This is a genomic window from Bacillus mexicanus (assembly GCF_050445615.1).
Lineage (GTDB): Bacteria > Bacillota > Bacilli > Bacillales > Bacillaceae > Bacillus > Bacillus mexicanus.
The window spans coordinates 696638-722605 of record NZ_JBCEYV010000003.1 but is presented as its reverse complement, the minus strand read 5'-3'; the positions used below and the strand labels follow the sequence as shown (position 1 = coordinate 722605).

At 32.5% G+C, this 25968-nt stretch carries 25 protein-coding genes; 10 read left to right on the top strand and 15 right to left on the bottom strand.

Annotated features, from left to right (window positions below; all coding sequences use genetic code 11):
* Nucleotides 1-12: 12 nt before the first annotated feature.
* The 3 genes from AAGG74_RS18900 to AAGG74_RS18890 all read right to left on the bottom strand — a co-directional run bounded on the left by AAGG74_RS18900 (nt 13) and on the right by AAGG74_RS18890 (nt 4050).
* Complete coding sequence (locus AAGG74_RS18900; RefSeq protein WP_429676765.1) at nt 13-309, bottom strand: ATP cone domain-containing protein; 297 nt, start codon at nt 307-309, stop codon at nt 13-15.
* A 122-nt stretch (nt 310-431) separates the two neighbouring features.
* Nucleotides 432-2228, bottom strand: coding sequence for a hypothetical protein (locus AAGG74_RS18895; protein ID WP_429676764.1), 1797 nt, complete (start codon nt 2226-2228; stop codon nt 432-434).
* Between the two features lie 82 nt (nt 2229-2310).
* Complete coding sequence (locus AAGG74_RS18890; RefSeq protein WP_429676763.1) at nt 2311-4050, bottom strand: pyruvate formate lyase family protein; 1740 nt, start codon at nt 4048-4050, stop codon at nt 2311-2313.
* A gap of 41 nt (nt 4051-4091) precedes the next feature.
* Between AAGG74_RS18890 and AAGG74_RS18885 the strand changes: the two genes are divergently transcribed.
* On the top strand, nt 4092-4556 hold the full coding sequence (locus AAGG74_RS18885; protein ID WP_429676762.1) for a cell division protein SepF: 465 nt from the start codon (nt 4092-4094) through the stop codon (nt 4554-4556).
* A 240-nt stretch (nt 4557-4796) separates the two neighbouring features.
* Here the strand turns inward: AAGG74_RS18885 and AAGG74_RS18880 are convergent, their stop codons facing one another.
* A complete protein-coding gene (locus tag AAGG74_RS18880) occupies nt 4797-6572 on the bottom strand; it encodes a single-stranded-DNA-specific exonuclease RecJ (protein WP_429676761.1) in 1776 nt (591 codons plus the stop codon).
* Nucleotides 6573-6648: 76 nt separating this feature from the next.
* Between AAGG74_RS18880 and AAGG74_RS18875 the strand changes: the two genes are divergently transcribed.
* The 3 genes from AAGG74_RS18875 to AAGG74_RS18865 all read left to right on the top strand — a co-directional run bounded on the left by AAGG74_RS18875 (nt 6649) and on the right by AAGG74_RS18865 (nt 8561).
* Nucleotides 6649-6984, top strand: coding sequence for a hypothetical protein (locus AAGG74_RS18875; protein ID WP_429676760.1), 336 nt, complete (start codon nt 6649-6651; stop codon nt 6982-6984).
* A gap of 69 nt (nt 6985-7053) precedes the next feature.
* Nucleotides 7054-7812, top strand: a complete 759-nt coding sequence (locus tag AAGG74_RS18870) for a hypothetical protein (protein WP_429676759.1) — start codon at nt 7054-7056, stop codon at nt 7810-7812.
* A gap of 77 nt (nt 7813-7889) precedes the next feature.
* Complete coding sequence (locus AAGG74_RS18865; protein WP_429676758.1) at nt 7890-8561, top strand: hypothetical protein; 672 nt, start codon at nt 7890-7892, stop codon at nt 8559-8561.
* On the opposite strand, the gene AAGG74_RS18860 is transcribed toward AAGG74_RS18865, so the two are convergent.
* From AAGG74_RS18860 to AAGG74_RS18835, 6 genes are all read right to left on the bottom strand, one after another.
* Nucleotides 8558-8839 carry a hypothetical protein gene (locus tag AAGG74_RS18860; RefSeq protein ID WP_429676757.1) on the bottom strand — a complete coding sequence of 94 codons (282 nt, stop codon included), beginning with the start codon at nt 8837-8839 and terminating at the stop codon, nt 8558-8560. The two genes, AAGG74_RS18865 and AAGG74_RS18860, sit on opposite strands and share 4 nt — an antisense overlap.
* Nucleotides 8840-9765: 926 nt before the next feature.
* A complete protein-coding gene (locus tag AAGG74_RS18855) occupies nt 9766-11163 on the bottom strand; it encodes a hypothetical protein (protein WP_429676756.1) in 1398 nt (465 codons plus the stop codon).
* Nucleotides 11164-11298: 135 nt separating this feature from the next.
* On the bottom strand, nt 11299-12012 hold the full coding sequence (locus AAGG74_RS18850; RefSeq protein ID WP_429676755.1) for a DUF1963 domain-containing protein: 714 nt from the start codon (nt 12010-12012) through the stop codon (nt 11299-11301).
* Nucleotides 12013-12025: 13 nt separating this feature from the next.
* Entirely contained in the window at nt 12026-13144 is a 1119-nt protein-coding gene (gene wecB / locus AAGG74_RS18845) for a non-hydrolyzing UDP-N-acetylglucosamine 2-epimerase (protein ID WP_429676754.1), read from the bottom strand.
* A 126-nt stretch (nt 13145-13270) separates the two neighbouring features.
* Nucleotides 13271-15325: an AAA family ATPase gene (locus AAGG74_RS18840; RefSeq protein WP_429676753.1), complete on the bottom strand. Its 2055-nt coding sequence runs from the start codon at nt 15323-15325 to the stop codon at nt 13271-13273.
* A gap of 74 nt (nt 15326-15399) precedes the next feature.
* A complete protein-coding gene (locus tag AAGG74_RS18835) occupies nt 15400-15672 on the bottom strand; it encodes a hypothetical protein (RefSeq protein ID WP_429676752.1) in 273 nt (90 codons plus the stop codon).
* Between the two features lie 129 nt (nt 15673-15801).
* Here AAGG74_RS18835 and AAGG74_RS18830 point away from each other — a divergent pair, with 129 nt between their 5' ends.
* The 4 genes from AAGG74_RS18830 (at nt 15802) to AAGG74_RS18815 (ending at nt 19631) form a co-directional block, all read left to right on the top strand.
* Nucleotides 15802-17652: a LysM peptidoglycan-binding domain-containing protein gene (locus AAGG74_RS18830; protein WP_429676751.1), complete on the top strand. Its 1851-nt coding sequence runs from the start codon at nt 15802-15804 to the stop codon at nt 17650-17652.
* An 86-nt stretch (nt 17653-17738) separates the two neighbouring features.
* The gene (locus tag AAGG74_RS18825) at nt 17739-18227 is read left to right on the top strand and encodes a phosphatidylglycerophosphatase A family protein (protein ID WP_429676750.1); all 489 of its coding nucleotides are present in this window, start codon (nt 17739-17741) and stop codon (nt 18225-18227) included.
* Between the two features lie 94 nt (nt 18228-18321).
* Nucleotides 18322-18885 carry a LemA family protein gene (locus AAGG74_RS18820; RefSeq protein ID WP_429676749.1) on the top strand — a complete coding sequence of 188 codons (564 nt, stop codon included), beginning with the start codon at nt 18322-18324 and terminating at the stop codon, nt 18883-18885.
* 2 nt (nt 18886-18887) lie between these two features.
* On the top strand, nt 18888-19631 hold the full coding sequence (locus AAGG74_RS18815) for a TPM domain-containing protein (RefSeq protein ID WP_429676748.1): 744 nt from the start codon (nt 18888-18890) through the stop codon (nt 19629-19631).
* 79 nt (nt 19632-19710) lie between these two features.
* Here AAGG74_RS18815 and ssbA read toward each other — a convergent pair whose 3' ends face one another.
* The 3 genes from ssbA to AAGG74_RS18800 all read right to left on the bottom strand — a co-directional run bounded on the left by ssbA (nt 19711) and on the right by AAGG74_RS18800 (nt 21297).
* Nucleotides 19711-20259, bottom strand: a complete 549-nt coding sequence (gene ssbA, locus AAGG74_RS18810) for a single-stranded DNA-binding protein SsbA (RefSeq protein ID WP_429676747.1) — start codon at nt 20257-20259, stop codon at nt 19711-19713.
* Between the two features lie 88 nt (nt 20260-20347).
* Complete coding sequence (locus AAGG74_RS18805; protein WP_429676746.1) at nt 20348-20845, bottom strand: hypothetical protein; 498 nt, start codon at nt 20843-20845, stop codon at nt 20348-20350.
* 62 nt (nt 20846-20907) lie between these two features.
* On the bottom strand, nt 20908-21297 hold the full coding sequence (locus tag AAGG74_RS18800) for a hypothetical protein (protein WP_429676745.1): 390 nt from the start codon (nt 21295-21297) through the stop codon (nt 20908-20910).
* Nucleotides 21298-21405: 108 nt separating this feature from the next.
* Here AAGG74_RS18800 and lepB point away from each other — a divergent pair, with 108 nt between their 5' ends.
* Entirely contained in the window at nt 21406-21924 is a 519-nt protein-coding gene (lepB, locus tag AAGG74_RS18795) for a signal peptidase I (RefSeq protein ID WP_429676744.1), read from the top strand.
* A gap of 42 nt (nt 21925-21966) precedes the next feature.
* Here lepB and AAGG74_RS18790 read toward each other — a convergent pair whose 3' ends face one another.
* Together AAGG74_RS18790 and AAGG74_RS18785 are read right to left on the bottom strand one after the other, a co-directional pair.
* Nucleotides 21967-23295 carry a vWA domain-containing protein gene (locus tag AAGG74_RS18790; RefSeq protein WP_429676743.1) on the bottom strand — a complete coding sequence of 443 codons (1329 nt, stop codon included), beginning with the start codon at nt 23293-23295 and terminating at the stop codon, nt 21967-21969.
* Between the two features lie 108 nt (nt 23296-23403).
* Entirely contained in the window at nt 23404-24864 is a 1461-nt protein-coding gene (locus AAGG74_RS18785) for a hypothetical protein (RefSeq protein WP_429676742.1), read from the bottom strand.
* Nucleotides 24865-25030: 166 nt separating this feature from the next.
* Here AAGG74_RS18785 and AAGG74_RS18780 point away from each other — a divergent pair, with 166 nt between their 5' ends.
* Nucleotides 25031-25966, top strand: coding sequence for a hypothetical protein (locus AAGG74_RS18780; RefSeq protein WP_429676741.1), 936 nt, complete (start codon nt 25031-25033; stop codon nt 25964-25966).
* Nucleotides 25967-25968: the final 2 nt, after the last annotated feature.

The following is a 25968-nucleotide window of genomic DNA, read 5'->3' as shown; positions in this document are numbered from 1 at the left end:
GAGCATATTAATTTACTCTCTTTCTCGATTTTTTAATTCTCGATAGATAATATATCTTTTAGCGGTTTGACGAAAATTAAGTTTCATTAGTGTATCTTCAACAAAATCTTGGATTTGCTCTACGTTCGGAACTAATTCTATATAAGAGCGGGTAATTCTTTCAATTACTGATTCAGTTACCTGTTTTGCAATGTAAGGATTACCCTCGTTAGATTCAACAAACGCTTCAGATATTGCATTTTTTATTCGATTTTTATCAAATCTAACTAAACGACCATCTCTTTTAACACAATGTTTAATTGATTGCATCAATTAACACCTCCTGTCTGTCTATATTGAAATTTTTTATATGGTAATATAAAAAAATGAAAATCAAGAAAAAAATAAAAAAATCCTGTTCTAGAATAGAACAGGATTTTGTTTTTTATATTTCATATTTCATATTCTAGATGAACTTTTCCAGATTCATCTTCTGACAACTCCGCAAAAAAGATTTTAGTAAATTCTTTTAAGTGTTTCACGTCGCTTTCCGCGAAGTCTTTTAAAATAAATAAATGTTTACCTTGGATATAATCTTCCAAATGATTGATATCTCTAACTAAAAGCAATTGAGGAATTTTTTCTTTATATTTTTTAAAAGTAGTCTCATCATTGGTAATGACCCAATAAGTATGTTTAAGTTTCTTACCTTCATCAATACCTTCGACAGGTTTTTTAACTTCCTGGTCAAGCCATAATTCTTTCAAATAACTACGTAATAAATCTTTATTTAAACCGATATTTTCGAAAGAAGGGGCCAATAAATTAATTACTTCTTCTAAAATGAATACTCTTTCTAACTTAGGAACAGAGTTTAAGTGAATAGAATGTCTTTTGAGAGCAACTCTTGCTTCTGAAAGTGTTGTAATAGTTTCATTTTCTAGAGAATAGATTAAGGAGAAGGCTTCAATAGATTTCGCTTTCTCTATTAAAGATAAAAATATTTCTTTTGCTTTCTCTTCATAAGCTTCATAAAGATCATTTACATCAAGATACCAAGGTTCTCCATTCTTTTCTAGAATAGGCATTTCTACAACAAGGGGCTCAACACCAGCTATTTCTAACAATTGTTTTGCTGTTTTCATAACCTTGCTTCTTCCCGCACTATCTGGATCCAATACTAAGTAGCATTTTTTGATTTTATCTGGAGATAAGTCTCTTAATTTTTTTATTTTTTCAACGTGAATATCCTTAAATCCATTTGCACCTCTCATTTCCATCACATTTTCAAATCCCATAGACTTTACTGCTGTTCTCGTGTTTTCGCCTTCTACTAAGAAAAATTCTTCATATGACTGTATATCATCTAATCCGCTCGGTGTCTCATACACACCTTTTAATCGTTTATGAGGTACCTTTGCATCTTTATTAAAATTTTTTCCGTAAAAGCCAAAAACCTTTTTGTTGAAGAAATAGGGAACAATAGCGTGATTTCGGAAAGAATCAACTATTTTTCCATCTTTCAATTTAATACATACATTCGCTTTTAAAATATCCTCATCTTTAAAACCTTTGTTCTTTAACCGCAAATAGAGTTTATTTCCTTCGTCTGATCTAGGAGTAATACCAAGTTTATTATTAATTTTTAGGGTTTCAAAAGGAACTTCTGCGTATCTAAAATGACGTGTATTTAAATAATAATCATCTAATTTTTTAGCATAGTTTGTTTTTGTACCTAAATAATGATAATACTCAACAGTTGCTTGTAGAATTTCCTGTGTTGTGTCTCTTTTAAAGCCACCTTCTGATTTAAGTTCACCTAATTTAATTCCTAATTCGTCGCCAAAGTTTTCGACTAAAAATTTCACTGATTTCCAAAAATATTTACCGGAAAACTCAGGATCTTTTGCCATTTCGGGAGTTAGATCAAAAATAAAACACATTACCATTTCAATTATATTCAATGGTTTTTTTGTGCAGCCGCTATAACAATAAACTGATTGGTCGTTGTTATAAACAGCAAACGAATCTCCGTTAGTTTGATCTGTATGGAAAGGACAGTATGTATGATAAAAACTTTGGTTAGAATTAAAAGTCAACTTTACTTTACCGTTAGCATCAAAAGCATCGGGAAATTTATTTCTATTCTCCTCGGTTTTAAATCTATCATCGGTGAAGATTTTTTGTAAAACGTCACTTGTTTTTATGTTAGAGCTTCTTAATTTTTCGTGGAAGATCGTTGCATTCATTTTATAATAAATCTCCTTTCTGATTTTTTCTAAGTATAAATAAAATTTTAAACTTGTATGAAAAAAACAATTTTTCTCTTGCTTAAAATTGAATGTCTAAAACATCGTATTTGCTAATATTTAAGATTTGGTCATAATCTTTAAAACTCGCTTTATTGTGAAGAATAAAGTGAACCGGTAAATATTCCGGTGGAGGCAATATATACTTATATTTTTTTGAAGAGAGAAGAGGCTGATTTAAGAAAAAGTGGAGATTCGGTTTACCATCGTGGTAGAAGGGGACGCGATCAATTTGTTCTTGAAGCAAAAGCACTATTTCGCTTATCATATCTGATATTTCATCGTTTGAATATTCTTTTCCATTTTTAATGGAAGTTATGAAGCCTTTGTGATTGCGTTCAAACTGATAAGTACCGTTTTTCAAAGACAAAATATTAATTGCCAACGTATCTAACTGAGTAAAAGTGAAGAAATATTTATATAACCATAAATAATTTTTAAAGCTATTTCTGAACGGGTGAGAGTAATACTTCTCGGATAAATGCATAATCAAGTTGCTAGCTTCCGAATACATTGTAAAAATATATGACACTGTTTTCTCAAAAGCTTTCCAAAAATCTTCGAATTCTAAATTGTCTTCGATAAATGGATTTTTTAACGGAAATAGATTGTGATTAGTTTCAGTATCTTTTCCTCCATTGAGAGTTAGGTACAGAATTTTTAGAGTGTTACAAGGCTTATTGAATAAAATGACGTCGCGGTCTGCTAAAAAGGGAAAACCTAAGTGAGACATTGTATAGAGTTGATTCTCTTTAAACAGTCTTGAATGTAAGAACCGAACAGGAGATCTATTCTTCATCAATTTATTGTAAAAATCTTTTAAGAAAGAAGGCGTTTCGACGTGAGGTATAACCATTATAGGGAATTGTAAAGATTTTAAGCTGTTATAAAAATGTAAGAAGCGAAAGGTGGTTTTAGAGGGTTCGGCTGAGAATATTGTTTCTAACACTAAGAATTTAATTTTGCGTTTTTCAAAGAAATATTGTACAAACAATAACTTTGTATAAAACTCGCTGATGAGAGATTGTGCTAACTCCTCATTTAGTTTTTTTGACTGTATATCGTTTTCGATATAAATATCAATGAAATGTATCAATGACGGTAGGTGGAACGTAACATATGGATTTTCACTTATCCCATAAAGAATAGCTGACAACAAACCATTTAAAGCATCGGTGGCATTTTTTGCTGGTTTTTTCATTTGATAGGGAAAATCTAATTCGAATCTTTCTAAAGATTCAATTTGCCTGTGTATCTCAATTCTTTTTTCTGCCCAATCAGTTGTCTTTAAAAAATTTTCTAATCTCTTCAGATGATTCTTCTTATCTTTTATCAACCGGCTTATTCCGTATAAAGGCAATTGTCTGATGTCAGGGGTGAAAATAGGAGGTATTTGTGATCCGAAATTCTTTTCAAGCAACTCCATTTTTACGGCCTTTCGCAAATCAGATGAAGCAGTCTCGTTAAATAAATCCCGAAATCTTTTTTGATCTGTAAATGAAAAAGAAAATGTCTTTTCTTCAAAGGATAGCCCTTCTAAATGCTGAAGAATAAATGAAAGTGAAAGCAATTTTTCATTCGGTATATCTTCCATATCGTTTTTAATACGAAAATTGTTTAAAAACTGGTAATAGGAAGAAAATAAACTTGATGAAATTAAAAAATTAGGTTTTTCAAAAAAAGGTTTTTTATTTAAATTAACAAAATCATTAACGTCAATTTCATCACACCACTTTCCGGGGAGAAAACGGTCGTTATTCATTAACACACCCCCTTGGAGAAAGAAAATAGAGGAGGAACACTATGGCATTTGGTAAAGAGTTCGCTAAAACATTTAGTCAACTTTCTAATTCAATGAAAAGTGAAGATAGCGCACAGCAAAAAATGGAGAAGAAAAACAGTAGTAGAACAACTACAGTTGAGGTAGATAAAGAACAAGAAGAGAAATATCTATCGAGTTTAAATAAAGCGGATAACGATTTTTCAGGTAAGATTATCAATTCTGTTACTCAAAAGAATCGAAAAGCTAAGTTTATAAATGAAAGTAAAGCCGTTAAAGCTATGGAAATGAAAGAAGCTGACGATGCTTATGATGTTATCGATGAGCTCAGAGAAGGTCAAGCTATGCTTTTAATCTTCGAAGAAACAGAGAGGGCGATTCAAGAGAAAATTGTTGACAGAATCTTTGGAGCTTGTCATTATGGAAATCTTTGTGTTGAGCAATTAAAAGGTAACCTGATCCTGCTAGATCCTAATTTAAAACTATGAGTCCTTTAGGGCTCATTTTTTTAATATTGATTGAATTTCTAAACTAGTTTCATTAAGACATTTATTGCACACTGGAAAGTTATAGTTTTCTAAAGTTTCATTTGTTATAACGTCTTCTTTTGTCAAAGGCTTATAACAAATCGTGCAACTTGAGTACATTTTGGACAATGGTGACACCTCCTGTGTTTGATTTAAGATAACAAAAAACTTCAAAAAAACAAACAAAAAGACTGAAAAATTTCAGTCTTTTGTGTATTTTTTGTTAGGAATTGAATAGTTGTCGATAGATATTGAAATATTGTCATTAAACATTCCTGTTGTGTACACAATGTCTATGTACTCAAACAAATCCTTAGCATATAATTCTCTAAATTCTTCTCCTCGTTTCCACAAAGAAGCTCTGTATCTGCTGCGTTCTTTTTCAATGTAGACAGATGCATTTATTATAGATTTTCCAAGTTGAGTGGGGGGAGAATATATATAGTTGTTAGGGCTAAACAATCTGATTTTAGAGTTTGTGTTTTCTATAAACTGTACAATACTTAGAGATAACTCGTTAATGGGTAATTCAATCTCATAAAACAAATTATCTTTAGCGAATTTCGAATCATCCAATTTAAAGGCTGCTTTGCGTATCGCTTCTCTAAATAACTCAAATTGATCAAGTTTGATGGTTAGACCAGCTGCCATTTCGTGGCCGCCATATTTATAATTCCCTAATGTCTTTTCTGTTTCGATTAATAAATGTAAGATATCGATTCCTTCAATTGATCTACAGGATCCTGTTAAATATACTTCTCCATCTATAGTCTTTTCGCAGAGCACTATTGATGGAACGTTGTATGTTGAAACAAGTTGGCTTGCTACTAGACCAGCAATGCCACTGTGATATTCAGGATCTGCTTTGACAACAACAATTCTGTCGTACCACGATGAATCCCTATTACTCAGAAATTCTTGAATATTTTCTGTAGCTAATTTTTGTAGTTCCTTCCGCTCTTTGTTGAACTTCTCCAATAATTGGCCTTTTTCGAAAGAAAGATCAAAATTATCTTCTAAAAGAAATTCAACTACAGGAAAGGCACTATCTAATCGTCCAGCGGCATTAAAGCGGGGGCCAAAAACAAACCCTAATGAACTGAAATCAACTTTTTTAATATTCGCTAATTCTATGATTGTTTGAACCCAAGGTTTTGGATCTTGATTCATCATTTGGATGCCGGCAAGCGTCATTAATCTTACTTCGCTATCCTGGTTTTCAATATCAAATTGAGGGACTAAGTCAGCTACAAGGCCTACTGCTACCATATCTAAGTGTTTGATAATATCCATCTGATCCCAAGATTTCTTTATAAACAAGCCTTGCAGTAATTTGAAAATAACAGCCACTCCAGAGAGACATTTGTTTGGATAGTTGCAATCTATTCTCTTGGGGTTCACTACAGCGTATGCAGATGGAATAACCATAGTTTCTCCGTTTTTTTCTATAAAAGTTGATTTTTCTTTATATTGTTTCAAAAGATTTTTATCGGAAGTTACAAAAGGTTCGTGATGGTCGGTAATGATTACATCAATAGGGCAATTATGAACAGTTTCCATTTCTTTTATTCCAGTATCTCCGGTAACAATCAAGTCATATTTTTGCGCGAATTCTTCCATACGGTTTGCGTTTAATCCGTAACCATCTTTGTGTCTATGGGGGACATAATAATCGACTTTAATTCCTTTATCTCTTAAAGACTTTATGAATAAAGCAGTTGTAGTAACCCCATCAGCATCATAATCTCCATAAAAAAGGATTTTCTCTTTTTTTTCAAAAGCGCTAATTAATCGATCTAATGCTTTTTCAAGATCTTTCATATCGAATGGATGGTTAAAAATTTTAAGTGATGGATTAAGAAAATTGTTAATTCCTTGTTCGTTGACACCAATATGATCTAAAATTACTTTTTTGTTTTTTATATCTTCTTCGGTGTCATATGGATAAAAATTTTGCATTGTCTCTATTTTTAACATAGATATCGCTCCTTTTAATTTTCTAATTATACATTGGGCGTAATCGATAAAGTAAAAAAGAAATGGGAGGGAACTTATGAGTCGGGTTGAAAAGTTTTATCAATCTAAAATTTTTCAGGAAATGAGTGGTTTACCTGAAAAAATTATAGAAAAAGAAGAAGAACTCGAAGAATCTCTAGGTGATAATTTAATTCTGTCTAAAAAAGAGTATGAGGACGGAAAACTTATTCTAGGGAAAATTAATGAGTGGTATTTTCTTGGGAATAATAAAAAGAAGTTCAAGGTATTTGAAGATAAAAGAATGTTTTTGCTTTTTATAAAACAGGAGTTTGAAAGGGCCACAGAACATAATACGCAAGGAATAGACCCATCCTGGAAGGGATTTTGGGCAAGAGAGGTTGAATCATTATAATTTTATTTTTCCACTAATAATGCAATATCATAATAGAATAGAGAAAGAAGACGTAAAGGAGAGAACAAGATGGATTTATCAGAATCTATTAAAGATGAAATATCAGCATATATTAAGAATGAAAAACTAAAACGCAGCGTGTCAGAGGAAATGAAAGAATTGTTGCAAAATGTTTATGAAAATTTGTTCATCAAAAATGCTCAATTGAAATCATTAGAAACATCAATTGAGGCTCTTGGCTTTGCGGAATTAGATTCTTCTTTTGTTGAACAAAAGAAAGAAGAATTAATTGAGGAAATTGAATTAAATAAAAGCAATTTAACAACTAAAGTTGAAAAAATGATTACTGAAGAGAATAAAGAAGATTTTATAAAGATAATAAAGAAAACAAAATTTATTCAGAGAGAACCATTTGACTTTAAATTTTTCACGAATATGAGATCTGAAACGGTAAATGCTATCACTGAAGGGGTTTATGAAGAAGTAACAAAGCTGTCCCCCTATAAAATTGCAGATCTAGTACAATCAGAATATAAACAGCCGCAAATAAAAAAATTTCTTGATCTTTATAAGAAAAATTATTTGGACTCGGAAATTTCTAATTGGATTAATCAATATGGAATAAATAAGGATGATCAACAAAAAATCTTGAATCATTTTGATGAGATTAAAACAAACGTTTTTTTAACGGAGGATATGATTAATCGCATTGCTATACGATGGTCAACAATGATAGGTATAGAGGTTAGTTCTCCATCTGAAAAGGATAAGAAAGCAATCGAAGAAGTTTCTGAAATCATTAAAAATAATGCCCACTGTATTCTATAAAAGCAAAAAAAGAACACGATTCCTTGGTGTTCTTTTTTTTATATGTTAATTTCTTTTGAAAGAAAGGGGAGAGTAGGATGCTTCAATTTCTAATAGCAATTTTTTTTGTATTAGTGTGTTTACTTTATATAAACAGGAAGATCGGAGTATTAACAACGAAAGTTCCTGAAGAAATAGACGATGATTTTATAGAATTACCTGATGAAAAGGGATATTGGGATGAAACAAATGAAGCCATCATAAAACTAAAAAAAGAAATTGATATCACTGGAATTAGAAAAGAAGATATTGAAAAAATTTCTGAATTAAAAAGAGAGATATCAAACGGATTCAAACAATGGGAAAATGTCGTACAGGTGATCAATCAAATGATTACACAAAAAACTAAATTGATGTCTCAAGGAAGTTTTTTTCCGAAAGATTTTGCATTAGATATTAATAAATTAAAGATGGAAAAAGAAAATGCTAGAGAAAATCAATTAAATAATCCTTTAAAATCTCCGGAACAAATTAAGTTATTTATAAATGATCAACAAGAAAAAATAAACAACTACATCGAAATCAAAACAAAAGTAGAAGATATGTTGGAAAAACTAGAGATATACGAAAAGTCTCTAAAAACAAAACAAAAATCAATCGAATATTTTAAGAAAAAACAAGAATTATTCATCTATATACAAAACGGAGATTTTAAAGGAGCTCGTAAAATTTTAAAAGATATGAAATCTAAAATTAAGAATAGCGTTTAGTTTAGAAACGAAGAAATTATTTCTTCTGCTTTTAAATAAAATGGATGACGTCGATCAATTGCGTTTTCAATTCCGTTTTTTTTATAACGAATAGCGTGAGAAATATTTAGATCGAAAGCGTGTAAGAAAAATACAAGTTCATCTTCAGGATTATGATTATCAAAAATGGATAGACAATATCTATTCAGTGAAGAATCATACTCAAAGGACCAACCTTTATAACCTTTTTCTTTTAATGAAGTGTTAAGCTCTATTGTATTAAGCGGTGTTATTTGCATATTGCGTTAATCCTCCTAAAAATAAACCTTTATTTAAATATTTATTTGTTTTTTTGTTTTCTTATTTTTTGTAAACATATTATAAAAAACATTTTTTAAAAAAACCCTTCTTTTAACGGATTTTTTTAAAAAATAATAAAAATATTTTTGTTTTTAAATAAACATCAGTCAATTATGCATTATCGTTGGTATATAAGGGTTTTAGGAGGTTATAAACGTTAACAGAAATTAAAAAAATGGCGATTTACACTCCTTCAATATGTAAAAAATAGAGAATAAGCCCATATTTGAGAAATTTTTTATTTGTATTCTTGTATCTTTTTTGAATATAATTATTTTGTGCAAAAAACATATAAAGAAATACTTGTTTTATAATTTATTTTTTTATAGGAAATACCCGAAAAAATAAAAACAAAGAGATAAGACGATATCTACATAGATGATAAACAAGTTCATATAACTGGCAGTGTGCTCATCCTTGATCGACAGGCGTGAAAAGGATGCAAAAAAGACGCAAAAAAATTGTTAGAGTTTCCCGTCAACCTCGCTCACGACTAACCCTCGTGATGTAAGCCCGTTAGAAGGGCGTTAGCTCCCCAGATTGAAACTAATAATTTTTTAAAAAGACTACTCACTTCAAAGTATAGAGTAGTCTTTTTAGTTGATCTTTTTGATCGTTATTAGGAGTAAAATAACCCGTGCTCGTTGCTTAATTGCAAGGTGGGTTGTGATATGTTTCGTGGTGAAACGACCGGTAAAGCGAGACCTGGGCGGTTCAGTAATGCTTGAGGAGCATAACTGGTATCACAATGCGGCGGCTCCATACGCTAAAACAGGATAGCTTTTTGCCGATTTCCACCCTATTAGTGAAGGGTGAATTTTGGGCCCTCCACCACACATCAGGATAAGGGCATCGCTTCGCTCTGTTAAATACGATCAAACAACTTAGTTCCTGTGTTGATCGATTTTTCGAATTTAACATCGTTGATTGTTACATTGTTGAATACATTGATTTTGCTCTTTAAACTATCTAACAAGTTCAGATAATCGTCTCGTGTTGAGGGTGTGAGAACAGGATAATTCTTAACTTGGGAATAGAGGGTGTCGTACATATCAATTGGTGTTACAACATTACTAGAACATTTGACCATTGAAATCGCTAGAGTATTGAGGATAAAACGGGGAGATATTCCTTGCATACCATCACGGAGAGGATCTCCATCATCTGATAAACGAGTATTAATAGCAAAGATAGAAGCAAAGCGAACGGCTCCAGGGTGGACGCTAACTCCTTTGACAACTAATTTATTTTTCAGAGCAGAATGGTAAATCATTTCTTCATTTTTGTAATGCATATTATATGGCATTTGTACAATATACAGGCGATCAATTATGGCCTCATTTTCTTTTACAGAGATAAATTTATAAAATTCACCTTCATTTGTATGAGCAATTAAGCATTCGTCAACGTATTGAAGTGGGAAACGAGGGGTTTTGAATTGTTGTTCTTCGGCAAGTGTTAATAAAATATGGAGAAATGCTGAATCTGCTTTTAAAACCTCTATGAATTCCATTATTCCTCTGTTACCTTTATGGAGTTCACCATTAAAATCATAAGCTCTTGGATCAGCTTCGTTTCCTATTTCTTCTACTCTTCTTAAATTGGGGGCACCCCATAATTCAGACATATCGTTTCTTTCAGCAGGAGCAAAAGTTCCGATACCATTTCTACTTTCCTCTTCAATATAAAAACGTTCCACTTTAACATTAGAAATATTATGTTTCCAATCATAATCTAAATGGTGTTTGCAATAGGGGCATAGTTTACCCTCAATCTTAATGCCGTATCTATCCCAAATTTCCTTTCGAGCTGTTTCATCTTCTATGAGATGCAAGGGATCTTCGTTGATAGGGCAATTTTTTATTTTATACATTGCACCTTTTTCATTTTTTGTGTAATCAGATAATCCCTTTTTTAAAAATGAAAGAAACATAGATTTCCCTCCGCCTGGAGGTCCTAAGAAGAATAATATTCTTTTTTTAATATCTAAGCCCATACTTGCTGCTCTGAAGTAGTCCATAATCTGTTCGATTTGTTTTTCGGCACCAAACATTCTACCTTTAAAAAAATTGTACTGTATGTTCCCAGATTCGTCTTCTGAAGTACCATAAGAGAGAATCATATCATAAACTCTTTGTACAGCGTTGCGGGCTAATTTAGGATTTCCTATGACCCTTTCAAAGTATTTATCGAAAGTCATTTCTTCAGTGTTTAAAGTTTTTCCCTTTTTACCGATTGAATGTAAATATTGTTCTTGCGACATAGCAACACCTCCGGAATTTAAGCTATTGTTATTATATTCATTAATATAATTTGTCAAGGATATGGACAAAAGTCTATGATATATCATCGAGAAAAATGTAACGAGAATAAAAAAATTAACCGGTGTATGGTCCGGTTAATTTATAATAAAGTAATATGTGTTTGTTCTAGGGCAGCGGAAACAATATAAGATTTCGCCATCTTTCCAAGTGATTTTGTAATCATCGTAGCTGTCTAATTGGAAAACAAAATCGGTTGTTTTGTTGCAACAGTTACATTTTACAATCTTTGGTGATGCTGAAAATTCAGGATATCCTTTTATAAGACTGTATGGTTCGGTGGCGAGGAAATTTTCATTCCACCTTATGCTTTCATACCAGTCTTCAGATAGTTGTTTGTCTCCTTTATGATATGAAAGGATTGCTTTGTATCCTTCTTGGTTATAAAGGGGGAGGAGATTCCAATGAGGCAATGACCAGGATGCTTCAAATCGAATTGCAACATAGGGCAACACTTTTTCAGATTTATTAACTGTTATGCTTCGTTTAATATCAGGGTTTTCATATTCATATACCTTGATCTGAGGGTCATAGTGTTCAACCTGACAACGGCAATGGTAAAGAACTGTGAGAACAACTGAATTATCTTGATTTAACTGTCTAAGCTGCATAAGAAAAATCATATCTTTTTTGCATTTATCGCAAGTTGGCCAAGTATCATTTTCAGTAAAATAAGGAAGTCCACCTAAATGAGAGTCAACATTTGGGTTATCTACTTTCGTCTCTAAAAATAGCATATTCAAAGATGGCTTCTTCGATTGATTAACATACTCTTCTAAATTTTTAGTCACCAATATTCCTCCCTTAGAAATTAAAATGTGTCTTTATAATTGAAACAATTTGTTTTGAAGTTGTGCCGTCTCCATAAGGATTTTTATTTTGGGAAAAGGAATCATAGTAAATTGGATCCTTTAATAATTTATGACTTTGCTCTAAAATTTTTAAAGTATCAGTTCCTACTAATTTTAAAGTGTTTGCTTTGACACCTTCGATTCTTTCAGTTGATTTGCGTGCAACAAGCACAGGCTTTCCGAGTGAAGGGGCTTCTTCTTGAATGCCTCCAGAGTCAGTAATGATAAAGTGGCAAGAGGCCATTAATTTAGAAAATGAATAGTAATCTAAGGGTTCTAATAAGTGAATCCTAGGGTGGTTGTTTAATGACGAATAAACTTTTTCGCGAACTTTTGGGTTTTTATGAAGTGGGAAAACGATTTGGATATCGTTGTGTTCAGAGACTAATTCATTGATTGCTGTGTATATATGATCTAATTCAGTTAAATTTTCTCTTCTGTGTGTTGTTAATAAAATGGTTTTGTAAGGACTGTTTATTATCGATTCAAGATCTGATTGAAGTTTATCTGTCTTTTTCGTTATTTCTAATAATGAATCGATGACAGTATTTCCCACAACGAAGATTTCATTTTCTTTAACTGACTCTGATAATAAATTTTGTTTGTTAGTTTCTGTAGCTGCAAAGTGGAGTGAAGCGTATCGACCTACCACTTGCCGGTTCATCTCTTCTGGAAAAGGGGAATATCTATCAAAAGTACGTAAACCTGCTTCAACGTGACCTACTGGAATTTGTCTAAAAAAAGCCGCTTGAGCGCCGGCTAGCGTAGTAGCTGTATCCCCGTGAACAAGAACTAAATCTGGTTTTTCTTTGTCAAGAATTTTTGATAAATCTACAAGAATATAAGATAAGATTTCTTCAAGATTGGGATTTTTACTCATTATGTCTAAATCATAATCAGGTTTAACAGAGAATAATTTAAGCACCTGATCTAGCTGATCTCTATGTTGAGCGGTATTTACAAATATGGACTCTATATTCGGATCTTCTCGAAGAGCTTTGATCAAAGGAATCATTTTAATTCCTTCTGGTCTAGTGCCAATGACGCTTAAAACTTTGATTTTTTTATTCATTAATTGAACCTCCAAGATTATACGGGAACAAATCTAAAATATTATTTCTAAAGGATTTTGTTTTTCCCTTGAAAAAAGGTGCAAGATAAAAAGCGCAATGATAGAAATCAAAGCGCTTTTTTTATTTTATGCAATTTGCAATCTGCCTTCTTCTTGTGTGATTCTAATTGATGTAAGGTTATCGTTTGTCAGAATGTGATCAATAATCAAATCTTCCATTTCTGATGTAATAACGCGGGCAAGAGGTCTAGCTCCCATTGCTGGATCAAAACCTTTTTCAATAAGTAATGATTTCGCATCTTGATCTAAGGTTAATTCTATTCCTTGGTCTTTTAATAAAGTTTTTTGGTACTCATCTATTCGTAAATCAAGAATTTGAGAAATATCCGTTTCATTTAATTGATTAAAGACAATTAGTTCGTCAATGCGATTAAGGAATTCTGGTGAATAAGAACTGCGTAATGCTTCTTTTATCTTGCTAGATTTCCGCTCAACTTCATTGGTATCACCGTTAAATCCAAGTTTTGATTTTTCTTGAACCCCAATGTTACTCGTTAAAATGATCAATGTATTTTTAAAGTCAATTACTCTTCCTTTTGAATCTGTTAATCGGCCATCGTCGAAAACTTGAAGGAACAAGTTTGATATTTTATGATGGGCCTTTTCAAATTCATCTAAAAGAATAATGGAGTAAGGGTTTCTTCTAACTTTCTCCGTTAGTAGACCTTCTTCTTCGTGACCTACATATCCAGGGGGAGAGCCTATCAATTTAGAAGTGCTGTGTTCCTCCATATATTCACTCATATCGAACCGAATAATTGCATCTTCTTGTCCGAATAAACTTTCCGCTAAAGCTTTTACTAACTCAGTTTTACCAACACCAGTTTGTCCTGCGAACAGTAACACAGTTGGATTTTTAGATTTCTTTATTTTTAGTCTAGATCTTTTCACCGCTCTTGAAACGCTTCTGATTGCTTCTTTTTGACCAATTAGTCTTTTCTCAAGTTCGTTTTCTAAATTTAACAAACGTTCTTTTCCTTCTTCTGTAACCTTGGATACTGGAATATTCGTCATACCCTCGATAACTTTCGAAACAGTTTCAGAGTTAACAATTTTGGAATCTTGGATGGTTGATTGGATCTCCTTCGCTTCTTCAGGCGGTGTTGCGGAAGAAATGAACATATCGAATTCTACCTCTAAGTCGGTTAAATCTTCTTGATTCCAAATCATAGAAACAAGGCTGCAAGATTCATCGAGAACATCAATTGCTTTATCTGGGAAATGTCTATACGGAATATAGTCTTTAGATAAACTGACTATAGTATCGAGACAATCGTTAGATACCTTTACATTATGGTGTGATTCAAATAAAGGCTTAACTCTCTTCAGAACTTCGAGTGTTTCTTCGGAACTTAACTCTTCAATCTTAATTTGTTGAAAGCGTCTTGAGATTGCTGGATCCTTTTCTATTTTTCTAAATTCGTTTAATGTAGTTGCACCAATAACTTTGAGTGTCCCTTTTGTGAGATATGGTTTCAATAAGTTAGCAAAATCCATATCGTTATCTAAAGAGGAACCGGCCCCCATAATTAAATGAATCTCATCGATAAACAGAATACTCTTTTCGTCTAAACTTTTGATTAAAGCATTGAATTTTTCTTCAAAATCTCCTCTAAATTTCGTTCCAGCCATCAACGAAGCAATATTAAGAGAATAAACCGTATGATCATTTAGCCTAGGAAAACTGCCTTTTTCAATTTCAAAAGCAAGTAATTCGGCAATTGCTGTTTTTCCGACACCAGCTTCTCCAATAAGGATTGGATTATTTTTTGTTTTCCTTAACAAAACCTGAATCGTTTTTCTTAATTCATTTTCTCTAAACAATACCGGATCATATTTTTTTAGGACTTGCTGATTTAGGTTTGTTAAAAAATCATTTGTATTTGTTTCTTTCTGTTTATATAAATCTTCAAGCTTTCTTTGAATAGAAGTATTCAAAAATCCGATATTTTTTTGTCCGGAATTCGGTAAATGCTCTTGAATAAAAGATTCTAAAATGTTTTCTCTGTTATTCATACAGTCAGTGCAAATAATCATTTGTTTCTCAATTTGAGGCATTGCAACTATTGTCAGTTCTTTTTTTTCTTTTTTGCAGATTTCACACGTTTCTAAATTTTTCATTCCTTTTGTATCCTCCTTGGATTGTTTAAATTAATTTTAATCCAAGAAATATCTATAATTAGAAAAAAATAAAATTATTTAAGGTCATATTTTTCTTTATCTTTTTTAATTGCTGTTGTTTTCTTTGATTTCCGTTGTAAGAAAGTGAAAATTTCTACAAATAAAACGGCCATTATACAAACTAGAGTGAAATAAACAGCAATAATAACAAGGTTAAATGTACCGAAGGAAGAAGACGTTAAATAATCTACAGTATAAACGCAAAATAAACCGGAAAACAGGCCGACAAATAAAATGCGTAATAAAGAGAGAATTAACCGAAAAGGAAATTTTATAAATGATCGCATTAAATAACACCTTTCTATAAAACTGTAGTTACTCTTTCTTTGAGAGAAAAAGAAAAAAATCCTATTATTTGTTGAAATATTTAAAGAATCGAGTTAGAAGAGTGATGTTAACTCGAGGGAGGGCTATAATTGAAGAAAAAAGTTGTATTATTTTCAGCTGCTTTTTTAATGGCTTCGCCTTTAGCGAGTGTGAAAGCTTATGATTTATATACTGTTAAGAAAGGAGACACGCTTTGGAGTATCAGTGAGAAATATAATAAAAGTGTTTCTCAATTAATCGAATGGAACAACATTAAAAATAACAATATATTTGTAGGTCAAAATTTAAAAGTTGGTAACGTGAGTACAAATTCTGGAACGGTCTCAGAGAAAAGTAATAGTACGTACACTGTTAAGGCAGGAGATACTTTATGGAGAATAGCGAACAATAATAAGGTGTCGGTGCAACAATTAATGACATTGAATAAATTGAGCACTTCAAACGTATATGTAGGACAAAAACTCATCATTTCACAATCTGCTTCGTCATCTCCGACAACAAAACCAAAGGTATACGCAATTGTAACAGGTTCCGCTTTAAATCTAAGAAGTACGCCAAATGGTTCTGTTGTAACAACAATGCCAATTGGAACTAGGGTAGAAATCTTGTCTACATCAAATGGATGGAATCAAGTGGTATACGGAAATAAAACTGGGTGGGCTTCAGTAAGTTATCTAAAACTTGATACGTCCGGAAGCAGTAATACGACGACATCGCCTACGACAACATCCCCTACAACAAGTTCATCAACTTATACAGTTAAGGCAGGGGATACTCTTTATGGTGTTAGTAGACAATTTGGAGTCAATGTGAATGACATTATGACTTGGAATAACCTCAAATCTACCACATTAATTGTTGGTCAAAAGTTAAATCTTAAAGCGACAAGTTCTTCTCCAACTACATCAACCCCGACAACAAAACCAAAGGTATACGCAATTGTAACAGGTTCCGCTTTAAATCTAAGAAGTACGCCAAATGGTTCTGTTATAACTACAATGCCTTTAGGGACTAAAGTAGAAATTTTATCCTCATCAAATGGATGGAATCAAGTGGTATACGGAAATAAAACTGGCTGGGCTTCAATTAGCTATTTAAAACTTGATACTTCTGGAAGTGGTAATACAAGCACCGCTCCTACAGTCACAACAAGTTACGCTTACGTATCAGCTTCTGCGCTCTATCTGCGATCGGCTCCAGATGGTGAGGAGTTAACCATTATGCCAAACGGAGCAAAGGTGAAAGTGTTACAGACTTCAAATGGTTGGAGTAAAGTAGTCTACGGATCAACTACTGGGTGGGCTTCAAGTAGTTACCTTACGTCATCATCTAGCACAGGAGGAAGCGGTTCTACTGGAAGAGTAGTTGTATTGGATCCTGGTCACGGTGGAGCGGATGCCGGGGCCGTAAACGGTTATTATTATGAGAAAAATCTTACTATGAATTTCGCTAATAAAACAAAACAATACTTAGAAAATCTCGGATATAAAGTTTATCTAACGCGTTCAGGTGATAACAGTTGCTTAGCTGTTTATACATTAACTCCTGATCTACAATGTCGTGTTGATAAAGCAAAACAATATGGAGCAGACGCATTTGTCAGTATACATATAAACGCAGCCTTACCAGGGGCTATTGGTACTGAATCTTATTACAATGCAAATAATAATTATGATGGAAGTATGAATGCTCAGCCCGCAAAAAGTAAACTTTTAGCTCAAACCATTCATAGCAGATATCAACCTTCTATGGGAAGCAATAACCGTGGAGTACAAGATAGTAGCTTATATGTTTTAAGAAAAAATAGTGTTCCAGCGACATTGCTTGAAGTTGGTTTCATCTCTGATACGAGAGATCTGAACAAAATGATTAGCGGAACTTATCAAAATAGTGTTTCTAGTGCGATCGCACAAGGAATAAATGATTACTTTAAAAAATAAGGACGGGAGATTTCCCGTTCTTTTTTTCTTTTTTAAAAGGGAATAACTTTTTTCTTTGAAAATCTAGGGAAAAGGGGTGTTTTAATATGTCGAAAAATCAAGACTTATATTTAGCAGCTAGGAAAGCTTTAGAAGACAGAGGTGTAGATCTAAGCAAATTGGCTGTTCTCGTATATGATGCTCAAAAGAAACATTCTCCTATTATTACTGAGGAAATCGCTTTAGAGCATATTGAAGCCGTTTTAAAAAAACGTGAAGTACAACACGCAGTACTTACTGGAATTGCTATTGATATTGCGGCAGAAAAGAAACTTTTAGAAGGTCCAATTTTAGATGTGATTCTAAGAGATGAAGGGTTATACGGAGTAGACGAAACGTTAGCGTTGTCTATTACTGGATGCTATGGAAGTATTGCTAGTTCAAACTTCGGTAACTTCGATATCAATAAACCTGGAATTATTGGCGTATATAACGATAAGAAGGCTAAACCAGGAGAATGCCATACATATCTAGATGATATTCTTTGTGCTTTAGTAGCAGCTGCTTGTAGTAGATATGCACATCAAAATGGGTAAAATGTAAAACCATAATTGCTAAGTAGCATTATGGTTTTTTGTTTTTTTTGAGAATATAATTCCATTGATTCTATAAAAAAGGAGATAAGATCAGATGAAAAAAGTGTTAATTAGTGCAGGTATTATCGCTGTATTAGTCGGTGGATATGGAGCGATTTCATACAATGGTATGGTTACAAAGGAAGAAGATGTAGATAATAAGTGGTCTCAAGTGGATAATCAATTAAAACGAAGAGCGGATTTAATCCCTAATCTAGTTGAAACTGTTAAGGGATATGCTAAACACGAAGAAGAAGCAATTGATTCCGTTACTGAAGCAAGAGCTAAACTTTCAGGAGCTAGTTCCCAGTCTGAAAAAATGAAAGCTGATCAAGAATTGACAAGTTCACTAAATAGACTAATGGTAGTTGTAGAAAACTATCCCAATTTAAAAGCAAATGAGAACTTCAAGGACCTGATGACTAGCTTGGAAGGGACCGAAAACCGAATCGCTGTTGCTAGAAAAGATTATAATGATAAAGTGACAACATATAATAAAGTGATTAAAAAATTCCCTAAAAATATATTTGCTAACTTATTCGGGTTTGATAAAAAAGAATATTTTGAGGTGAATGAAACGGACAAAGAAACGCCAAAAGTTGATTTTGGAAGTAAATAAAAATGAAGAAGTTTAAATTTATTCCATTGCTCTTTTTGGTGGTGATGTTTCTATCTGGAGTAGGTGTTGCAAAAGCGACACCTAACATTCCTGAAATTAAAGGGGACATTTATGTTCAAGATTTTGCTCATATCTTTAATGAAAAAGAAAAAGCAGAATTACTAGAACTCGGAAAAAAAATGGACGATAAAACCAGCGCTCAAATCTCTGTTGTAACTGTGGACAGTTTAGAAAATAGAAACATAGAGGAATATAGTGTTGATGTTTTTAGGAAGTACGGATTAGGAGACAAAGAAAAAAATAATGGTGTGCTAATTCTATTTTCTAAGAAAGACAAGGAAGTTCGTATCGAAATTGGTTACGGTTTAGAAGGTGCGGTTACTGATATTGAAGCTGGGGACATACTGGATGAGTTCGCCATTCCTTTTTTTAAAAAGAGCGAATACAGTTCAGGTCTTGTTAATACATATAAAGAAGTTTTTAACAAAGTAGCTAAGGAATATAAATTAGGGGAAAGCTTTGATCAAAAAGTTGAAAAACCTAAAGAAGAAAATAAAACTGTTTCTGTATGGGTCATTTTAGTCTTAGTTATATTAATTGTATTGGACATAATTTTTTTAAAAGGAACTTTTTCGCAACTAATCTTAAGTATTTTTTTATCGATGGCTAATAGCAAATCTGACAATGGACCAAGAATCGGAGGTGGAGGTAGCTCTGGTGGAGGAGGTTCAACTAAAGATTGGTAATAAAAAACCTACGAATTGGATCGTAGGTTTTTTGTGTATGTTTTTGTCTTAGGATATAAAATCCTTTAAACGAGAAAGTTTAGAATGGAAGATCATCGTCGCTGATATCAATTGGCTTTCCATCATTGGCAAAAGGATCGTTACCAAAGTTTTGAGAACCTTGGTTGTTTCCGTTATTGACAGACGGGTTATTATTGCCGCCGCCAAAATCATTTCTTGGAGCATTATAACCGCCGTTGTTACCGCTATAACCACCGTTATTACTATTATTACCGTTATTACCACCATTGTTTCCGGAATTACCACTAGACTTTGGTTCAAGGAACTGGACGCTCTCAGCTTGAACTTCTGTAACAAAAACGCGTTGTCCTTGTTGGTTTTCGTAATTCCTTGTTTGCAATCGACCATCAACGCCTACTAGACTTCCTTTTTTAACGAAATTAGCAACATTTTCAGCTTGTCTTCGCCAAGTAACACAATTTATAAAATCTGCTTCTCTTTCTCCTTGCTGATTTGTAAAAGTTCTATTTACTGCTAAAGTGAAGGTCGCTACAGCTGCTCCGTTTGGGGTGTATCTTAGTTCTGGATCTTTGGTCAAGCGACCAACAAGTACTACGCGATTCAACATATGTATAATCTCTCCTCGTTTTCAAAAATATTATGGTTCATAAATAAATTATAGATGAAAATGATAAATTGGGTAAAAAAAATAAAAATTATTGATATGAAACAATTTCAATTTGATTATTTTTGTCTAAATGATTTATGTAACCAAGTTTTTTATATTTTTTTGAATAATTGAATGGCATAGTTAATTTTGAAATTTGCTTTCTATCTCGTTTGTAAAAAACAAACACTTCGTCCACATTTATTATCATTTGTTTTAAAATGCTATCATATTCTTCTCGAACTAGTTCATTTGCGTTTGTATAAAGATGCTCTATTACCTCTGTTCCGTTACTAGATAAAAATTTAACTCCTTCAATTAAACCTTGGTCTTCTAAATCGTATAGTGAGCCAGGCAAGTGTATTGTTAAATGTTTAGAATACTCTTCAGGAAGCTCTAGAAAAAAACGAACAATATCTAAATCGATGGTGCGGTAGAAGAGAACTGAAATATGAGTATCATCAATTACGTCATACATAAATTCAAAAACTTTGCTTAACTCATCTGAGTCTAAGCGATTGGGAGCGAACAGTGCGATTCGTGTCATTTATTAAATCCTCCTTTGTTAGGAATTTGTATCGAATTTATATTCATAAAAAAGATATAAAATCATTGTTTGTTTTTTAATAAACCTGCCCAATAATGAAATTTATCTTTTTCGTTATTTAAAAGGGCTAAATCAATATTTTTCTTGATTTCTTTTACTGTGATTTCAATTGGAATTTCATTTGAAAGGTAGACTGTATTGCCACTTGAAAGATACTGATAAAGGATAAACAAAATTTCTTCTGGATCGCTGAATAGGAAGGGGAAGTCTGAGACATTTTCATCTTTGATCCATAAATAAATGTCTTTTTTCTTTAAGATAATAAGTGGAAGGGTGTTTTTTTCGTCGGAAAATTCTATTTGGTTGCAGAACTTAAGTAAATGAGAAATGAGACTTTCGTGTGTTTCTGGATAAAACTTAAAGGCGGATTGGAATAAAGCTTCTATATTCAAAAGGAAAACCTCCCATCTAAAATTTTTATCAAATTAACAAATCTTGATAGAAATTTAAAGGAAACCAATATCTTTTGTTTTACATAAAAAAAGATGGGAGGGGTGAATGTGGAAAATGAAAACACCCAGTTTGAAATTAAAAAGAGCAAAAAAGATAATGCAAAAGAATGGATAATATCGATTATTGTCTCATTAATTATAGTAGCATTATTAAAAATATTTATTATTGGTTTTGCTGTGGTAGATGGTCCTTCGATGGAAAATACAATACAAGACGGAGACCGTGTCTTTTATGCTAAGATGGTGAAACCTAAAAAAGATGATATTGTAATTGTCAAAACAAAAGATGGAACTAAAATTATCAAACGTGTTATAGGATTAGGCGGAGACCATATTGAGATAAAAGATGGAACATTATATGTAAACGGCAAAAAGAAAACGGAGAAATATATAAAAGAACCAATGGTTGAAGAAAATTATGATATAACTGTGCCCAAAGGCGAAATATTCGTTATGGGAGATAACAGAAATGTCTCAGCTGATAGTAGAATGTTTGGGACTTTTAATGATGATGAATATTTAGGGAAAGTCGTATTAGAAGTATTTCATCAATTTAAAGCCTATTAAGGTACAAAAAAAAAGACCGAATTGAAATTCGGTCTTTTAACTTTATTGATCTAAAGAAACAAAATTCCCCCAAGTGATTTCTTCGTTAGAAGAATTCGTTGGTTTTCTTCCGCCAGAAGTGAGAACCCAAAGAGTTTGGATATTTGAATAGTCCGGAGCAGGGCCGTATCCATCAGTTAAGTATATAACTCCATCTGGTTCAAATTGTAATGTGAAATCAGTTCCTTCGATTTCTTTTTTTGCAGCAAACTCAAATACAGGAATAAATGACGTTCCTCCTCGTCCTTTGACTTCAAAATTATCAATATCGATTTCATCAATTGATTCTACTGATTGAATATCGGCATCACATTGGACAATAGTAATATTAGCGTAGTTCTTCATTGCGTTGATCTCTGACAAAAACTGTGCTAACGTTTTTTGGTCAAGAGACCCACTTGTATCAATTGAAACTAGGAGATTTAACTCTTTTCTACGTAAAGTTCCCATTTTAAGCGAACCATACTTACGTGAAAGTCTAGACCAAGTATATCTCTTCTTGGTCGAAATGAGTGATTGTGCAAATGAAGATAAAAGATTAGGCCAATCAAGTTGAGGTTCAAATAATCGTTCAATTATACCTGTCATTTCACCAGGGATACTACCTGTAGAATTGATTACATCACTTAACATATTTTTTATAATACCTTTTTGAATATCATCTGATAAATCGGACTCTTTGCCCCAAGTGGGGTGAAGATTTTCGAAACCAGGAGCTTTATTTTGGCTATGGCTATTACTATTTCCATCGCTACTGCTGTCTTTATTATCGCTGTTTCCGTTTTTCATATTATTGATAATATCTTGTAGTAATGTGTTTGAAAGTTCAGGTGGAAGAGTGATTGGTTCTTCGCGATTTTCAAGTAACGTATAATATTCTTCAGCAGATAACCCTTTTGGAAGGCTAAAGTGATAATACATTAGGGCATCTTTGGGTAAGATGGCTATAGAACTTTCAATGCGTTGATTAATGTCTATATCACAAGCAATATTCCATAAAGAATGATCTTTTCCTTTTGATCTAATATGATGTAAATCAGTAATATGTAAAATTTCGTGAATATCAATAAAGATTTGTTCTCTTGTTTGATATGTTAAATATCCAAGTGGGTTTGTATGTCTAGTAGGGCGACCATTTGGGATTGAAACAGCTGCTACAGGACATTTCGAATTAGTTTCGTCAACCTTAGTGTCTAAGTGGAATTTTGAAAGTAATTTAGCATAGAAAGGGTGATTTTGTATAATTAAAAAAATATTATTGTTTATTGCTTCGTTAGTTTTTGCTACTAGAAGTTTTTTCTTCTCTTGTGACAAAGTGTCGTTTGCAAGCATTTGTTTGCCTCCGTTTGTGTAGTTTTTTTAAAATTATAGAATAAAAAAATAAGAACTAGAGAAAAAAGTTAATATAATGAAAGCCAATCAAAAAGATTGGCTTTTAAATTATATCGCTTCGTGTAGATATTCTTTAATTGTTTCGTGACTGTATTTAAATAATGCGGAAAAATAACGTCCATTTATTCCTTGTGTGAGAAGTGGGATTATATTAGTGTCTTCATCGCTATCAACCAATTCTTTCATTGCAACGACACATTTTCCTTTTGGCAAATCGAATAGAAATCTTGCTAATCTAAGAAGATTATCACTTAAATGTTTTCTGAAATCCTCATCTTGAGCATTTTTGATAATATATTTAACTAATTGATCACAAGTTTCGTTATACCAGCTACTTTTATTTTCTTGCACGGCATTTAAGAAATTTTTACGGAGGTTTCCTTTAGATTCTTGGTGTTCATATGCCTCTTTTAATGTACCGATTTCATAGGTGGTTATTGGTGTCCCATCAAGACGTTTTCCTTCAATTTTTTCAATTACAGGTTCTTCTCCAAGTTCGAATTCATCATATTGTGATAGAATTTCTTCTGGTGAAAGTATCTTTTCGGCGATCTTATCCTCGACTTGAAGGAAGTTGCTTAAATGTTTAGGACCTATAATTGCAGAAATAATGTCATTTCGGATTGCAGGATCTGGATACTCAATTCCTACACCATAAAGCGAGAGAAATGCAGGGTTTCTGAATGAAGAAGTATTTTTCGGTACCTCGAAAGAATTCTCTTCTTCGTCAAACAAACTATTATTGAAATGTTTGTAATAACCGATTGTTAGCTCATCATATCCTGAATCTTCTGCTTCAGCAAATTCTAACCAAGTTTCGAAATCATATGTGGTTTTTAAATGAATACAACGGTTAGAAAAGGCGGGGTCTGCAAACCAGTCAGAAACAATATATCCTTTTTCTTTTGGGTTAGCTGCGGCAAAGAAACTAATTTCTTCGGGCGTCACATAACCTTTGAATTTCCCACTATCGAATAATTGGAAAATCATCTGGAACATCTGTTTATCTTCGATTCGGTTTACTTCATCAAGGAATACGATTCCACCTGGAGCATCATCTACAGAAAGACCTTGTGAAGTATAATATCCTTCGATTGCATCCCAGTTCTCGATGTAGTTTTTGATTAATGAAAAATTAATTTGGTATTCGTTCTCACAAGCAATAATTTCTCCGTCTATAACCTTCTTTCGAGATATTAAATTGCCTTCTCCATCTCTTTTGTATCTTGGGAACATTTCAGCAATAATTTTACCTAAGAATTTTTCATTTTCTTGTTCTTTAATGTCTGGGTAACTCATATCTTCAGCTAACTCTTGTCCTAAACGAACATTAATTGCAGGAATATGTAATGCAGTAGCAGCTTTATTAACTGTATATGTTTTTCCAGAACCTTTAGGTCCCCAGAATACGAAAGGAGGTCTAACGTAGTTTTTTCTTGCTCTAAAAGAAGGATCCATAATCGCATTAGCAATTGATACAATTGCTTGTTCCATTTGTTTACCTTTCATTTGTAACACTCCTATATATGTATGTATTTTGTTTCTGAATTAATTTTAAACAAAAAATGAATGGAATGTGAAAAAAATATTTTTTTCTAAAAAACATATTAAAATTAAAGGGTGATATAATGTTTTGTAAATATATATAGAAGAACTGCTGGCAGGAGGTATAGTTTTGGCAAAACAACAAGATGAGAAACAAAAAAAGAATAAAAAAACTGAACAAAATAAAAATGAAGAATCGAAGGAGGTTGAAAATGAGCCTCAAGATAACGATTCGGAGTTGAATGAAAATAAGAATGAGAATGTTGACTCAGAAAATCAGAAGAATGATGAACAACAAGCAAACGAACAAAGATGGTTGCAAAAGATATTAGATCACCCCATTAAAGTTTTGATAAAAGGTGAAGCAAAACAAGATGAAGATTGTGATTATGAAACTAAGATGGTGAAAGATATCATTGATCCTGAAGATGATATATGGTTCTCAAAGCAAAAAAATAAACCAATTTTAAAAGAGACGGGAACTAAAAAATTAATTCAAGCAACTGGAGCTACATTTCCTAGGATCATACCTATAGAAAAGCAAAGTGATGCTCCATCAAAGGATAGAGAGCAAGTTTGGATTGAAGCGACTGTTCTTTTTCCAAACGGTGAACAGCACGAAGAATATGGTATTGCCAATCGATCAAACTGCACAGATTCTATTTCTCAAGCGAATTTGCCGATTATGGCTCGAAAGAGAGCGATGAACCGTGCATTTTACCGATCGGATTATATTGGACTTTATGATGTGTATGATGAAAATGAAACATTGGATGTAAAAGATGAAAAGTATAAGAATGAAATAAAGCAGTTGAAGCAAACTAACTATAACCTGAATAAGTCTAACCAAACGTTGCAAAATGAATTGGACAAAACAATTAAAAAACGCGAAAGGCTTCTTAATCAAATGTGTAAAGAAGTGAAAACTGAAGATGGCGAATTAGTATGGAAAATAAATGATGTGCAACGATTGACGGATTTATCAAAAGGCACAAGTTTGGTAACTTACATAGCACAACTTAAATTGCAACATATACATAAGAATAAAAAAGCAAGCAGCAATTAAGC